A 14,946-nucleotide genomic window follows, 5' to 3' on the forward strand; every position below is an offset into this window, starting at 1 on the left:
AAAAGGATAATTAAAAAATGAATAGCATAGAAATTAAAAATCTTTCACTAAATTTTGGTGATATTAAGGTTCTTAAAGACCTTAATTTAACGATTGAAAAAGGAGAGTTTTTAGTTCTCTTAGGCGCTTCAGGTTGTGGTAAATCAACTTTGCTTAACTGCATCGCAGGTTTGCTGGATGTTACGGATGGTCAGATTTTTATCAATGAGCAAAATGTTACTTGGCTTGAGCCAGCGCAGAGAGGTATTGGTATGGTATTCCAATCCTATGCGCTTTATCCGCAAATGACGGTTGAAGGTAATCTTTCGTTTAGCTTAAAAAATGCAAAACTTGCTAAAGATGAGATTAATAGACGAGTCAAGAATGCTTCAGAGATCCTTCAAATTGAGGATCTTTTAAAGCGTAAGCCTGCAGCACTTTCTGGAGGTCAGCGTCAACGAGTAGCAATAGGGCGAGCTTTAGTAAGAGACGTTGACGTTTTTTTATTCGACGAACCTTTATCTAACCTAGATGCTAAATTAAGAACAGAATTAAGAGTCGAGATTAAAAGGCTTCATCAAAAATTAAATAATACGATGATTTATGTAACTCATGATCAAATTGAAGCAATGACACTGGCAAATCGTATAGCAATTATGAGGGACGGGTTGGTCTTACAATTGGATGACCCAAAAAATATTTATAATTTTCCTATTAATAAATATGTTGCTGAGTTTATTGGCTCTCCAGGTATGAATTTCCTTCAAGGAAAGATTAATAATAAGGACAATGTAAGCTTTCAAATTGACGATACTTTATTTGAATTAGATGGCTATAATTTTCAAACAATTGTTGAGGACAAAAGGCCTGTATGGCTAGGAGTAAGGCCCGAAAATATAGTGGTTAATGATGGCATTAAAAGTATGCCTGTTAATTTTGATGTAGTCGTTGAGGTTATTGAGCCTATGGGCGCTGATACACTTGTTTGGTCACATTTTAATGGTCATGAATTTCGATTTACTGTTGACGGAAATAAAGTTATCAATATAGGCGAAAAAATTAACTTAGGTTTTGATCCTCTTCACATTTCTATCTTTGACTTTGAGAGCGAAGATAGGCTGTAAATAATTTTTTAATATTATATAGGTTGATATTTATGTATAAATTTCCTAAAGATTCGCAACTAAATGACCCTAAATTCCTTTTTGGTGTTGCAACTGCATCTTATCAAATTGAAGGCGCAACAAATGTTGACGAGCGCTGCACTTCAATTTGGGATACTTTTTGCGCCACACCAGGTAAAGTTTATAAGCAACATAATGGCGATGTTGCTTGCAATCATTACAACTTATATCAGCAAGACGTTGACCTAATTTCATCCTTAGAAGTTGATGCTTATAGACTTTCAATTGCATGGCCTCGTATTATAAAACTTGATGGAAGTGTTAACCAAAAAGGGCTTGACTTTTATGATAGGTTAATCAGCGCCTTAGAAGAAAAAAATATTAAAATAATGGCTACTCTTTATCATTGGGATTTACCTCAATATCTAGAGGATGAGGGTGGCTGGTTAAACAGAGAAATGTCAACTAAATTTGCTGAGTATGTGGAAGTTGTGAGTTCCTATTTTGGCGATAGAATTGATTTTTACGTTACCTTGAATGAGCCATGGTGTAGCGCTTATCATGGTTATCGTTATGGAATCCATGCCCCAGGTATTGTAGGCGATAAATCTGGTTTTTTGGCTTGCCATAATTTGCTGTTGGCTCATGGCTTGGCTATGCCGATATTAAGAAAAAATGCTGCAAACTCTAAGCATGGAATTGTACTAAACTTTACTCCTAATTACCCTGTCGATGATTCCGCTATTGAGGCTGCAAAGTTTGCAGATGATGAGCATTCCCATTGGTTTATTAAGCCAATTATGGAAGGTAAATATCCTGAATCTGTGTTTCAGCATTTTATTGATGTAATGCCGACTATTGAAGATGATGATATGGCTATTATTAGTGAAGAAATTGACTTCTTGGGGGTCAATTTTTACTCCCGAAGTATGGTTGAGAGTGGTAGACAAGGAAAGGTTTCTGATACTATTTTGAAAAAACTCGAGCGAGCAGAACTTCGCATTCAAGAGTTCAATGATGTTTCTGTTGAGGACACCAAGGCAGAGCAGCTACAAAAGCTAATGAATCAAAAAAATTCTCACTATCAAAATGTTGATTTAGATGAAGTAGAGCGAACACATATTGGTTGGGAGGTTCATCCAAATGCGCTTCTTAAATTGTTAACGGATCTTCATGAAACATACAACTTGCCACCGATTTATATTACTGAAAATGGAGCTGCAGTAGATGACCACTTAATTGATGGGGTGGTTGATGATGAGCAGCGTTATCGTTATTACCAAAATCACTTGTCTATGGTTGATCAAGCAATTAACAAAGGAGTTGATATTAGAGGTTATTTTGCATGGAGCCTTATGGATAATTTTGAGTGGGCAGAGGGCTACAAAATGCGTTTTGGTATTGTCTATGTTGACTATGAAACTCAAAAAAGAACGCTCAAGCAAAGTGCCATTAAGTTCCAGGAGTTTTTAAAGGCTCGGAAACAAGGATTATTGGCTTAGAAATAGTCTAAATATTGCGTATAAATATAACCTTAAAGGTAATAAATTGTAACACTTTGACACAAATTAAAAAATCTCATAGTTTAAAATTTAGAAAGTTTTTGCATTCTACTTTAAATATTTTTTAGCGACTTTATGAATAAACTGCATTCGGATATTGGCCTAATAGGTTTAGGTGTAATGGGCTCAAGTCTTGCTTTAAACATTGAGAGTAATGGCTACAGAGTCTCTGTGCACAATCGCACAACTCCACAAATAGATAATTTAATCAATAATAGATCAAAGAGTAATAATATTATTGGTTTCGCTAATCTTGAGGAGTTTGTAAGTTCAATTGAAAAGCCTCGTAAAATTATGCTAATGGTCGTTGCGGGCACTGTTGTTGATGATTATATTAATAAACTTATTCCTCTTATCGACAAAGGCGACATCATTATTGATGGTGGCAACTCTCATTACCCCGACACTATCAGAAGAACTAAAGAGCTAGAAGACAAGGGCTTTCAGTTTATTGGTGCTGGCGTCTCTGGAGGTGAAGAGGGTGCTCTAAAGGGCCCTTCAATCATGCCAGGAGGCTCAGTATCTGCTTGGCCTGAAGTAAGAGGTATATTTCAAACAATATCAGCCAAGGTTGATGGTAACGAGCCTTGTTGTGACTGGATAGGAGAGGATGGCTCTGGCCACTTTGTAAAAATGGTCCATAACGGCATTGAGTATGGTGATATGCAGCTTATTTGTGAAGCTTATCAAATCATGAAAGATGTCTTGGATATGTCGAACGATGAAATGCATCAAGTATTCAAACAGTGGAATGAGGGTGAGCTTAGTAGTTATCTGATCGAAATTACTGCAGACATTCTTAAATTCAAAGAAAAAGATGGTACTTATTTAGTTGATAATATTCTTGATTCTGCAGGTGAGAAAGGGACTGGAAAGTGGACTGCGGCTGTTGCCTTGGAGCTTGGCTCGTCATTGACTTTAATTGGCGAAGCTGTATTTGCAAGATACCTTTCTTCACTTAAAGATGAAAGAGTCAAAGCTTCGAAAAAACTTAAAGGCCCTTCTATAAATTTTAGTGGCAATAAAGAGCAGGTTATAAATGATCTTCATGATGCGTTATATGCCTCAAAAATAGTTTCATATGCTCAAGGCTATACTCTTCTCGCAAACGCTGCAAAAAAATTTAACTGGAATCTTAACTATGGGGGAATTGCACTAATGTGGAGAGGAGGCTGTATAATTCGATCAGCTTTCCTAACTAAAATTAAAGATGCTTATGATAACGATTCTGAGATTAAAAACTTGTTATTAGATCCGTTTTTTAATAATGTTATAAATAAATCGCAATCTGGATGGCGCCAGGTAGTTTCGATTGCAATATCTAGTGGTATCCCAATTCCTGCAATGACATCTTCTTTGTCTTATTTTGATGGATATAGGAGCGATAGACTGCCAGCAAATCTGCTACAAGCTCAGCGTGATTATTTTGGGGCTCATACCTATGAGCGCTTAGATGGAAAAAAAGGTGAATTTTTTCATACTGAGTGGATTCAAAAAGGGTAAATATAATGTCTGATTCAGTTATAAAAATTGATAGCTTTGTTCTTTTTGGAGCATTAGGAGATCTATCTGTTCGAAAGCTTATACCAGCTTGGTACTATCTAGAGCGTGATGATATGCTTAATGATGGTTTACAAATTTTAGGCGTTGGCAGGCAGGTACTTACAAAGCCTCAATTTCATGAAAAAGTAAAAGATGCCCTTACTACTTATGTTTCTGCTGAGTATTTAGATGCCAATATTATTTCTAAGCTTATAAGTCGCTTTGATTACTGTTGTTGTGATCTTCAAAGTTCAAATAATTATCAAGAGTTAAGTTCAAAAATTAATGAATGGAGTAAACCAGTTGCATACTATTTAGCCATTTCTCCAAACCTTTTTGAAGTTGTATTTGATGGGCTAAATAGCGAACAAATAATAACCAGTTCATGCAGAATTATTGTTGAGAAACCTATTGGATATGATCTTGAGTCTTCTAAGGAAATAAATGCCAAGCTTTTAAAGTATTTTGATGAGTCACAAATTTATAGAATTGATCACTATCTGGGTAAAGAGACAGTTCAAAATCTTATTGCTTTAAGATTTGCAAATTCTCTATTTTCAAGCCAATGGAATAGTAAGAGTGTTGATTACGTAGAAATTACTGCCGCAGAGTCTGTTGGAATTGAGGATCGTTGGGGTTATTTTGATGGAATGGGTCAGTTAAGGGACATGGTTCAAAGTCACCTATTGCAGTTGCTTTGCTTGATTACAATGGAGCCACCCAATGAGCTAAGTAACCAAAGCATTCGCTCAGAGAAGGTTAAAGTCTTAGAAGCTTTAAAACCACTAAATCAAGATAATATTAAATCAAATTTTGTATCAGGGCAATACACTGCTGGAGATAATAAAGCTGGTTATTTAAATGAATTGGGTTCAGATGAACAAAGTGACACTGAAACTTTTGTGAGCATAAAAGCAGAAATACAAAATTGGCGATGGAAAGATGTTCCTTTCTACTTAAGAACTGGCAAAAGAATGAAAAGTAAAACGACGCAAATTGTTATTCATTTTAAGTCAGATGGTCACTATATTTTTGATCAAGATCGTGAAAGTTTGAAAGGAAATACCTTAATTATTAGCCTTCATCCTACTGAAAGCATTTCTTTACAAGTTTTTACTAAGCCTCATGGTGTTGATAAACACTCAACTTTAAGGTCTGATCCTATGAGCTTAGACTTTATAAAAACTCAAAAGTTACTCAATATTCCAAGCGGCTATCAAAGTCTCTTAATGGATATTCTCAATGGCAATCAGAGTTTATTTCTCTGCAAAGAGGAGGTTGAGCTTGCCTGGCAGTGGTGTGATAACGCTCTAGAAGCTCACAAAAAATCAAAGCAAGAGCTTTATTTCTATCCTGCAGGCACTGATGGCCCAAAAGAAAGTGAATTACTCATTCAAAACAATGGACATAATTGGCATGAGGAGAAGTAAAACTCATTATTTGCCAGATTCTGTTGGCTTCTATAGTGCAAATAATAGTGAATCTTTGGCTTCAGATTTATGTCAAAGTATTGGGGAGATTCTAATTGAAGAGATCAGAAAAAAAGGTCATGCAAGTATTGCTGTTTCTGGAGGGAGCACACCAATACCACTTTTTAATGAACTTTCATTATTGAATATAAATTGGACAAAAGTAGATTTAACACTTGCTGATGAGCGTTGGGTTGATCCTAAGAGTGCAGATAGTAATGAATTACTCGTAAGAACACATCTTATAAAAAACAAGGCGTCTAAAGTCAATTTTATTCCGCTAAAAAATGACTCTAAAACAGTTCAAGATGGCCAAAAAAATAGTGAAGAACTGTTAAAAAATATCACACTTCCTTTTGACGTTGTCGTTTTAGGCATGGGTCCTGATGGTCATACTGCCTCTCTTTTTCCCTGCTCAGAAGAGCTTTCTGATGCGATGGATTTAAATAATCCAAATATGTTAGTTTTAACTTATCCTAAAACTGCGCCTTATCAGCGTATATGCCTTACTGCTAAAGTGATTGCTGATTCCAAAAATATTTTTCTTCATTTGAATGGCTCCAGTAAGCTTCATACTCTAGAAAGTGCAATGAAGTATAAAGACTCAAGCAAAATGCCAATCTATGCTTTTTTAGAAAATGGACTAAGTATTTACTGGAGTCCTTAAATTTTTTTATGCTGATTTATCTTATGTTAAGCACTTTATTTCTTTAAAAGCAATGGATAATATTGTACTTTTAGAATCACTTAAAATATACATATGAAAATTAATAATATTGACGGCGAAGTTGTTAAAGATAATGAGACTTATATTCTTAAGGACAATACTTTCCTTAAAAATTTAGTTGTTAGTTCAACAACCCTTCATCCAGGGAAATCAACAAATGGCCATAGCCATGCTGGAAAAGAAGAGGTTTATATGATTATGAGTGGAAGTGGAACTATGGAGCTTGATGATAAAAGGATTAATATTCAAGGCGGTGAAATGGTTTTAATTGAAGATGGCGTTTTTCATCGTGTTCATAATACTGGTGAAATAGATTTATATATGGTTTGTATCTTTGATGGAGAGAGGAACCATTAACCCTCAAACTTATAATTTAGTAGGAGATATAGGCGCAACTAATGCAAGGTTTGCTCTTGTGGCTCCTGGCTCGTCAGACATCAAAAACATCCAGAGCCTTAAATGTGAAGATTTTGATAACATTCAGAGCGCAATCAGTTTTTACATATCTTCGTTTTTAGAGCTTGACATTCTTTCAGCATGCTTTGCTACTGCTGGTACGGTTCATTTAGATGTTTTTAAGCTTGCTAATAACCACTGGACTATAAACAAGTCAGATGTCGCTAAAACTTTAAATGGAGTGACCATCAAATGGATTAATGATTTTACAGCCCAAGCATTTGCAACCACAACTCTTACTGATAGCGAAGTTATTACTTTAAATAAAGGTATTGTTGAACCAGAAAAATTAAGGTTGGTTATAGGCCCAGGAACGGGGCTAGGGGTTTGTGGGTTAATCATGTCTCCTTCGGGCTGGCTTCCAATTGCAGGTGAAGGTGGTCACTCTGATTTTGCACCAAACACTAGTATTGAATATGAAATATTAACGTTACTCGCTAAAAAGTTTGGCCATGTTGCCGTAGAGAGGATTCTATCTGGCCCTGGAATTATGAATCTGTATGTGGCGCTTTGCCAAATCAATGGTAAAGACAGAATATATACAACACCCTCTGAGATAACTGCCGCTGCAGTTAATGCTGGAGCTGACCCAATTGCTGATGAAACGATTCAAATGTTTTGTAAAATTTTTGGCTCAGTTGCCGGGAGTATGGCGTTAACAGTTGGCGCCTTAGGCGGTGTTTATATTACAAGCGACTTGGTTAGAAATTTTATAGATTTATTTATTGAGAGTGACTTTCAAAAAAGCTTTGAGAGTAAAGGAAGACTCCAGCCAGTTCTTGAAGATATTCCGGTGTACCTGTCTAAAAAGAAAAACATGGGTCTCATTGGCACCGTTTACGAAATCAATAACTACTGGATGCAAAAAGGCTTTAAAGACTAAGATTTATATAGCAGACTTGGTGCATAAAAAAAATCAAGCTTATTTAATATCTAGAGCAGTCTTCATTAGAATTTCAGCAATTTCATCTCTTGATCCAAAGTAATTTGCAATTTGAATGTCAAGATCTGGATTGTTTTGAGAGGCCTCACTAATTTCATTGGGTATGTCTCGCGTGATGTGAACGCCAGCAGATAAAAAGTACGGTAATATTGTTACTTTAGTTGCGCCTACTTCAGTGCACTCTTTAATTGCTTCTGTAATAGAGGGTGATGCGAACTCCAAAAAGGCTGGCATTACTTTATCAAATTCTTTCGGTTCTAATGTCGAAATTTTTTTAGATAAAGATGCAATCTCAATGTTTGATTCTTCTCTTCTGCTTCCGTGAGCGACTAGTAATAATATATGCATATTTTTTATATAATAATGAAAGCCATAATAAGTAAATAACCACAATAGATATAGATAACATGTTTTACAGTGAAAGGTACTTTATAGGGTATCTTATCACCTTGAAAAAATAAATTTGAGAGACTAAATTGTATCAATGTACTTCAATACACGAATCTGCAAGTGAGGCAAAAATTGGGATTCTTTTGTCTAATTTGGGAACTCCTGATGCACCTACGAAGAAGGCAGTTAAGCCTTATTTACGCCAGTTTTTATCAGATACAAGGGTTATTGAGCCTCCTCCTCCTCGCTGGATTTGGAAAATTATATTAAATGGGATAATTCTTAACTTAAGACCAAGAAAATCAGCGAAGGCCTATCAAACTGTTTGGGATACTCATGGAAAAGGATCACCGCTTCTATCAATTGCAAAAAAACAAAAAAATGCAATAGCAATTGAGCTTGAAAAACTTGCACCTGGTAAGTTTGCTGTTTCTTTAGGTATGAGCTATGGAAATCCATCAATGGGCTCTGCACTAAATGAGCTTGAGGCTCAAGGATGTAATAATATTATCATCTTACCCTTATATCCTCAATATGCTGGGGCATCAACCGGTTCAGTTTTTGATGCAGCTGCTAGAGAGTTAATGAACTGGCGAAACGTTCCTGACTTAAGGTTTATTAGTAGCTACAGTAAAGAAGATTTATATATTGAAGCTTTAGCTAATAGTGTTAAAGAATATCAAGCAGCTCATGGTAAGCCCGATCTCCTTTTAATGTCATACCACGGAATACCTAAGCGCTACTTTGATAAGGGAGATAACTACCCGTGTCAGTGCTGCAAAACTACGTTTCTTTTGGCCTCTAAGTTAAATTTAAAGCCTAATGAATATACTATGACATTTCAATCTAGACTAGGGGCTGGCGAATGGATGAAGGAATATACTGATAAAACATTAAAGGCACTTCCAGCCAAAGGCGTGAAAAATGTTCAAGTTATCTGTCCTGGTTTTTCTGCAGATTGTCTTGAAACGATTGAAGAGATTAGTGAAGAAAATCATGATTACTTTATGGAGTCAGGTGGTGAAAAATTTGGCTATATTCCAGCGCTTAATGACAGAAAAGACCACATTGAATTTCTAACACAGCTTTTACTAAAAAATGCAGTAGGGTGGATGTAATAAAATGAAGATTGTCATCTTTGGTGGTTCGGGATTAATTGGTAATGCGCTTGCAAAAAATCTTTCAGCTAGTCATGAAGTTCAGTGCTTAAATAGAAGCGTTTTCAAATCCTTAGATACTTTGTCATTGTCATTAAAAGATAGTGATCTTGTTATTCAATTATCTGGATCAACTATTGCAAAGCGATGGACTAAAAAGCATCTAAAAGAGGTATGGGAGAGTAGGGTTGATAGTACTCAAATGCTCTCAAAAGCAATAAGTATGATGACAACCAAGCCAAAGGTTATGTGCGCTTCAGGGGTTAGTTTTTATCCTGAGTCAGATTGCAGTAATCCTCACTCTGAGAATGGCTTAAGAGGCGAGGGTTATCTTACTGAGCTTTCTGTGGCATGGGAGAGCGCTGCAAAGTCAATCTCAGAAGACACTATAATTTTAAGATTTGGGGTTGTTCTTTCAAGAAGTGGAGGCGCTTTTATGAAGCTTTATTGGCCTTATTTTTTTGGATTAGGCGGTCCAATTGCAAGTGGAAACCAATGTTTTTCTTGGATTCACATAACAGATCTTGTAAGAGCTGTTAATTTTATTTTAAATAATCCACAAGCCAAGGGTGTATATAACATTACTGCGCCAGAACCTATTCCTCAAAAGGTATTGGGTAAAGCTCTTGCTAGTGCTTTAAAAAGACCATTTTTAGTGCCGCTTTGGGAATGGCAGTTAAAACTACTTTTTGGAAGTGGCTCACAAATATTGACAGAGAGTATATCTGTTATCCCAAAAAAAATACTTGAGGAAGGCTTCATTTTTGATTATCCAGATATTAAAAGCGCTATGGATGACCTTACTTAGTAAGATTTTTTAATGCTTTAGCCTGAAGTTTCTTTGGTATATGATAAAATATAATATTGAGATTCACCCTGTAACAAAGAATTACTTTTAGACTTTCCATCTTGGAGGGTCTTTTTTTTGTATTAAATTTTGGAGAAGATATGAAAGTAACTAAAGATAAAGTCGTTTCAATGCATTACACCCTTAAGAATGATACGGGAGACGTTATTGATTCGTCTGAAGGCAAAGAAACTATGGACTTTTTACAGGGTCATGGAAACATAATTCCAGGATTAGAGACAGCTTTAGAGGGTTCTAAGAAAGGCGATAAGGTTGAGGTTTCTATTGAGCCTGAAGAGGGTTATGGCCTTAAAATGGATGATGCAATTCAAGAAATTCCAAGAACTGCCCTACAAGGAATTGATGAGGTAACTATTGGGATGCAGCTCCAATCTCAAGACCAAGATGGAAACCCTTTTGTTGTGACTGTTATTAAGCTGGATGATGAAAAGATTACTGTTGATGCAAACCATCCTTTGGCTGGAGAAACTCTTCACTTCTCAGTCTCTATTGAAGACGTTAGAGATGCATTGGAAGAGGAGGTTTCTCATGGACATGCTCACTCTGCTGGCGGACACTCCCACTAAATAAATATGACTCTTAGCGGACTAAAGTGATTAATAAGATTGCTTGTCCGCTTTGTAAGACAACTAATAGCTCTAAATTCTATAAAGAGAAGTTTCGCGAATATTTACGCTGTTTAGGTTGTGATTTTGTTTTTGTTCCAAAAATGTATCACCTCTCAGATGCTGAGGAAAAATCAAGATACGATACCCATAATAATGATCCTAATGATCATCGTTATCGACACTTCTTATCCCAATTATTAGTGCCCCTTTTAGAAAGGATTCAACAAAAATCAAATGGCCTTGATTTCGGCTCAGGTCCTGGTCCAACGCTTTCTCTTATGCTTGAAGAATGTGGACACTCTGTGGATCTTTATGACAAGTTCTATGCTAATGATATTTCTGTATTTGAGAAAAAGTATGACTTTATTACTGCTACTGAAGTCATGGAGCACTTGAGTGAGCCTATTTCAGAGATAAGTAGACTTATTGAAATGCTTAATAATCAAGGTCACCTTGCTGTAATGACCCAAATATTAACCCCTCAAATTGACTTTAGCTCATGGTATTACAAGAATGACCCATCTCATATAGGCTTTTTTACTAAAAAGTCGCTAAGTTTCTTAGCAAGCTATTTGAGTATTGAGGTTTATTTTATTTCAGAAAGGGTGGTTTTCTTCCAAAAAAAATAGTTAAGGAAGGATGTTAAGATAACTTTCGTAGCGATTAGGGTGTATTTCTCCTAATTCAACAGCCTCTTTAACAACACATCCTGGCTCATTAATATGGTGACAGTTTCTAAACCTGCACTCACCGGCTAGTGATTTAAATTCTCTAAAGCCATTAACTATTTGTTTTTCAGAAAGGTTATCGAGTTGAAACTCTCGTATTCCTGGGGAGTCAATTAAGTCACCGCCACTAGGAATATGATAAAGTGTTGTATTTGTCGTGGTATGCTTGCCAAGCTTACTCTTACTAGAAATTTCATTCACTCTAAGTTCTAAATCTGGGATTAATGAATTAACGAGTGATGATTTTCCAACGCCAGACTGACCGAGAAAAATATGCGATTTATTAACAAGCTTTGTTTTGAATTCTTTCAGGTTTGTTTCATTTTTTACACTTAAAAAGTGGACGTCATACCCAAGCTCTTGGTAGTTTGAAAAGTCACTTTCTAGTTGCTCACTATTTTTTGAAAGTTCAATTTTATTAACAACAATGTTAATTGATAGATTGGAGTCTTCTGCAATTACAAGGTAACGATCAATAAGCTCAAACTGATAGTGGGGCTCAATAGCAACAATAAGCCAAAGCTGATCAATATTGGCAGCTATTAGGCGCTCTTGCCTCTTTAGTTCTGTTTTCCTTGGGAATATTGCTGTTACTATTCCTTCGCCTTCTTTTGTTGTCTGAAGTAGAACCTGGTCTCCTGCGACAGAAAATCCAATATTTTGACGACTGACTGCCTGAAAAATTTCACCACTTTTAAGCTCAACAAGTTGCCGCTGACCATACCTTGTAATAACTATACCCTTATGCCCAGCCTCATTATTGTCTACATTTGACTCTGCTTTAATAGATGCTTTATTTGACCGGGCAATTTTTTCAGATTGAACCTTATCAATTCGCCACTGTTGTCTTCTAGTAAGGGCCATTAAATGATCAATTTATAATTGTAGGCGCTCAATTCTGAGAACTGCACTTGGGTGTGAATCATGAAAGGCTGAGTAGTACTTATCTGGAGATAATGACGATGAATTTTCTTTATAAAGTTTAATTAGAGATGAAATTAAGTCATTTGCGTCTGTATGACCTGCTGCGAAAGCATCTGCTTGAAACTCATGCTTTCTAGATGCAAGGTTACTGAAAGGCGTAATGAAAAAACTAAAGACTGGAAGTGCCAAAGCGAAAAGAACAAGCGCAGCATGAGATGATGGCTCAGATACTCCAAGTCCATTATAAAACCAAGCTTGATTTATTAGGAAACCTAACAAAGCAAGACTAGCAAAACTAAATATAAAAGTACTTGCCATCCTTTTTTGCGTATGCTTATGATGAAAGTGTCCCAGTTCATGTGCTAGGATCGCTTCAATTTCTTTATCTTCCATACCTTTGAGAAGTGTATCAAAGAACACGATTCTTTTATTTTTACCAATTCCTGTGAAGTATGCGTTTCCATGAGACGATCTTTTAGATCCATCCATAACATAAATACCATCACTCCCAAATCCTGTTCGAGTAAGTAGACTTGTAATTCTACTTTTAAGGCTCTCATTGTCTAGTGGATTAAATTTATTAAAAATTGGCGCTATATAAGAAGGATAAACCCACATCATTATTAGTGAAAATCCACTAATAATTACCCAAACATAAATCCACCAGTAATTCCCAATAGCTTCAATATTCATAAGAAATAAAATTGCATAGATCAGAGGAAGCATTAAAATTAAAGTTAATAAGATCTCTTTAAATAGATCCCCTACAAAAGTTTTAATAGTCATCCGGTTAAATCCAAATTTTTGTTCAAGAACAAAGGTGCGATAGATGCTGAAGGGGAGGTCAATTAGGCTTGCAATTAACATGATGCTAAGAACAAAAACTGTCCCCACTAAAACAGGATCTAAAATTCTTTGGCTCCAATATGAATCAAGTGAATCCATAGCCCCACCAAGCGTCCAAATAAGAAGCACAACAGTAGAAAAAATGATTTCAAAATGATTTAAAAGAAGCTTTGCTTTGGTGTAGTTGCCCGCTTTTTGATGATCTTCAAGCTTAATGGACTCACTAAAGCCTTCTGGAACAGCATTAAAAGAGTTATTTATTGCTTTATCTTGTCTAAAATTAAGCCAAAGTAATGATAAAACAGACACTGATATTGCAAATAAAAAAATAAAGGTAAATAAGTTGAATTCCATTTTTTTTAATTTAGAAGGGAAAAAGTTTTCAGATCTAATTATACCTAGTGATTTAACATATATTAGATATTGAAAATTTCATAAATTGCTGGGTATAATTTCGTGATAAATATCAAATATATATAGTTTAATTTTTAAAAATTAAGGTTTTTTATGATGACAATGGAAGACAGAGATGGATTCATCTGGATGGATGGAGAGTGGGTTGATTGGCGTGAAGCAAAAGTTCACGTCCTAACACATACCTTGCATTATGGTATGGGCGCTTTTGAAGGTGTTCGCGCTTATGAAACATCGGATGGACCTGCAATATTTAAACTTGAAAAGCACACTGAGCGCTTATTTAATTCAGCTCGGATTCTTGGAATGAGTATCCCTTTTGATGTGGATATTCTAAACCAAGCTCAAAGAGAGGTTGTTACAAAAAATAACCTAAACTCTGCCTATATTAGGCCCATGTGTTTTTATGGTTCAGAAGGTATGGGCTTAAGGGCCGACAATTTAAAGGTTCACGTAATGATAGCTGCTTGGGAGTGGGGCTCTTATTTAGGTGAAGACAACATGAAAAAAGGCATTCGAATTCGAACCTCTTCTTATATTAGGCATCATGCTCATCCCTCTTTAAGTGGGGCAAAGATGAATGGTAACTATATTAATTCAATGATGGCCCTTAAAGAAGCCCAAGATCATGGCTTTGATGAGGCCTTAATGCTTGATGTTGATGGCTTTGTTTCTGAAGGTAGTGGTGAAAATATTTTTGTAATTAAAGATGAAGTTCTCTATACCCCTCATTTAACTTCTGCTTTACCAGGAATAACTCGAGATACTATTTTTACTTTAGCAAAATCTTTGGGTTATAAGATTACTGAAAAGAAAATTTCTTGTGATGACATCTATAATTCTGATGAGGCATTCTTTACAGGAACTGCAGCAGAGGTTACACCAATAAGAGATCTTGATGGAAACCAAATAGGAATTGGATCTCGAGGCCTAATTACTGAGAAGCTTCAAGCTTTATATTTTGATTGCGTTCATGGGCGCAATGAGGAATATAAATATTGGATTGAGAGTGGGAGATGTTCTTGAAAAAACTAAATCATCCTGACTCTACTTCTACACTAGTTTATAAAAATGAAATCCCTTTCCATTGTCCGCCAAAAGATGAAAAGACATGGAATATGCACCCTAAAGTGTTTCTTTCGTTTTCGGAAGAAGGAAAATCAAAATGCCCATATTGCGGCGCTAATTATCAGTTAGATAAATAAAATT

At 35.8% G+C, this 14,946-nt stretch carries 16 protein-coding genes; 13 read left to right on the forward strand and 3 right to left on the reverse strand.

The genetic code is table 11. From position 1 onward, the window contains the following. Window positions 1–17 precede the first annotated feature (17 nt). The 7 genes from ABXT51_RS04150 to glk all read left to right on the forward strand — a co-directional run bounded on the left by ABXT51_RS04150 (window position 18) and on the right by glk (window position 7,742). Window positions 18–1,103, forward strand: a complete 1,086-nt coding sequence (locus ABXT51_RS04150; RefSeq protein WP_416696242.1) for an ABC transporter ATP-binding protein — start codon at window positions 18–20, stop codon at window positions 1,101–1,103. A gap of 32 nt (window positions 1,104–1,135) precedes the next feature. Continuing rightward, on the forward strand, window positions 1,136–2,605 hold the full coding sequence (locus ABXT51_RS04155; RefSeq protein ID WP_416696243.1) for a family 1 glycosylhydrolase: 1,470 nt from the start codon (window positions 1,136–1,138) through the stop codon (window positions 2,603–2,605). 135 nt (window positions 2,606–2,740) lie between these two features. Further along, a complete protein-coding gene (gene gnd, locus ABXT51_RS04160) occupies window positions 2,741–4,168 on the forward strand; it encodes a decarboxylating NADP(+)-dependent phosphogluconate dehydrogenase (RefSeq protein ID WP_416696244.1) in 1,428 nt (475 codons plus the stop codon). Window positions 4,169–4,173: 5 nt separating this feature from the next. Then, entirely contained in the window at window positions 4,174–5,637 is a 1,464-nt protein-coding gene (gene zwf, locus ABXT51_RS04165; RefSeq protein ID WP_416696245.1) for a glucose-6-phosphate dehydrogenase, read from the forward strand. After that, window positions 5,624–6,343: a 6-phosphogluconolactonase gene (pgl, locus tag ABXT51_RS04170; RefSeq protein WP_416696246.1), complete on the forward strand. Its 720-nt coding sequence runs from the start codon at window positions 5,624–5,626 to the stop codon at window positions 6,341–6,343. Before zwf ends, pgl begins: the two co-directional genes overlap by 14 nt. A gap of 93 nt (window positions 6,344–6,436) precedes the next feature. Next, window positions 6,437–6,760 carry a cupin domain-containing protein gene (locus ABXT51_RS04175; RefSeq protein ID WP_416696247.1) on the forward strand — a complete coding sequence of 108 codons (324 nt, stop codon included), beginning with the start codon at window positions 6,437–6,439 and terminating at the stop codon, window positions 6,758–6,760. Then, window positions 6,741–7,742, forward strand: coding sequence for a glucokinase (glk, locus tag ABXT51_RS04180; RefSeq protein WP_416696248.1), 1,002 nt, complete (start codon window positions 6,741–6,743; stop codon window positions 7,740–7,742). The genes ABXT51_RS04175 and glk overlap by 20 nt, the downstream gene beginning before the upstream one ends. A 39-nt stretch (window positions 7,743–7,781) precedes the next feature. Here glk and ABXT51_RS04185 read toward each other — a convergent pair whose 3' ends face one another. After that, window positions 7,782–8,150: a sirohydrochlorin chelatase gene (locus tag ABXT51_RS04185; RefSeq protein WP_416696249.1), complete on the reverse strand. Its 369-nt coding sequence runs from the start codon at window positions 8,148–8,150 to the stop codon at window positions 7,782–7,784. A gap of 128 nt (window positions 8,151–8,278) precedes the next feature. Here ABXT51_RS04185 and hemH point away from each other — a divergent pair, with 128 nt between their 5' ends. From hemH to ABXT51_RS04205, 4 genes are all read left to right on the forward strand, one after another. Further along, complete coding sequence (hemH, locus tag ABXT51_RS04190; RefSeq protein WP_416696250.1) at window positions 8,279–9,310, forward strand: ferrochelatase; 1,032 nt, start codon at window positions 8,279–8,281, stop codon at window positions 9,308–9,310. Between the two features lie 4 nt (window positions 9,311–9,314). Beyond that, a complete protein-coding gene (locus tag ABXT51_RS04195) occupies window positions 9,315–10,157 on the forward strand; it encodes a TIGR01777 family oxidoreductase (protein WP_416696251.1) in 843 nt (280 codons plus the stop codon). A 140-nt stretch (window positions 10,158–10,297) separates the two neighbouring features. Beyond that, complete coding sequence (locus tag ABXT51_RS04200) at window positions 10,298–10,783, forward strand: FKBP-type peptidyl-prolyl cis-trans isomerase (protein WP_416696252.1); 486 nt, start codon at window positions 10,298–10,300, stop codon at window positions 10,781–10,783. A 26-nt stretch (window positions 10,784–10,809) separates the two neighbouring features. Beyond that, window positions 10,810–11,454 (forward strand): class I SAM-dependent methyltransferase, encoded by a 645-nt coding sequence (locus ABXT51_RS04205; protein ID WP_416696253.1) that lies wholly within the window; start codon window positions 10,810–10,812, stop codon window positions 11,452–11,454. On the opposite strand, the gene rsgA is transcribed toward ABXT51_RS04205, so the two are convergent. Beyond that, window positions 11,455–12,417 (reverse strand): ribosome small subunit-dependent GTPase A, encoded by a 963-nt coding sequence (gene rsgA, locus ABXT51_RS04210; RefSeq protein ID WP_416696254.1) that lies wholly within the window; start codon window positions 12,415–12,417, stop codon window positions 11,455–11,457. It lies immediately after the preceding gene. A gap of 12 nt (window positions 12,418–12,429) precedes the next feature. After that, on the reverse strand, window positions 12,430–13,677 hold the full coding sequence (locus ABXT51_RS04215) for a M48 family metallopeptidase (protein ID WP_416696255.1): 1,248 nt from the start codon (window positions 13,675–13,677) through the stop codon (window positions 12,430–12,432). 156 nt (window positions 13,678–13,833) lie between these two features. On the opposite strand from ABXT51_RS04215, the gene ABXT51_RS04220 reads away from it, so the two are divergent. Together ABXT51_RS04220 and ABXT51_RS04225 are read left to right on the forward strand one after the other, a co-directional pair. Then, the gene (locus tag ABXT51_RS04220) at window positions 13,834–14,763 is read left to right on the forward strand and encodes a branched-chain amino acid transaminase (RefSeq protein WP_416696298.1); all 930 of its coding nucleotides are present in this window, start codon (window positions 13,834–13,836) and stop codon (window positions 14,761–14,763) included. Further along, complete coding sequence (locus tag ABXT51_RS04225) at window positions 14,754–14,942, forward strand: zinc-finger domain-containing protein (RefSeq protein ID WP_416696256.1); 189 nt, start codon at window positions 14,754–14,756, stop codon at window positions 14,940–14,942. The genes ABXT51_RS04220 and ABXT51_RS04225 overlap by 10 nt, the downstream gene beginning before the upstream one ends. Window positions 14,943–14,946 lie beyond the last annotated feature (4 nt).

It is taken from the genome of Candidatus Pseudothioglobus sp. Uisw_050_01 (genome assembly GCF_048085775.1).
Taxonomy (GTDB): domain Bacteria; phylum Pseudomonadota; class Gammaproteobacteria; order PS1; family Pseudothioglobaceae; genus Pseudothioglobus.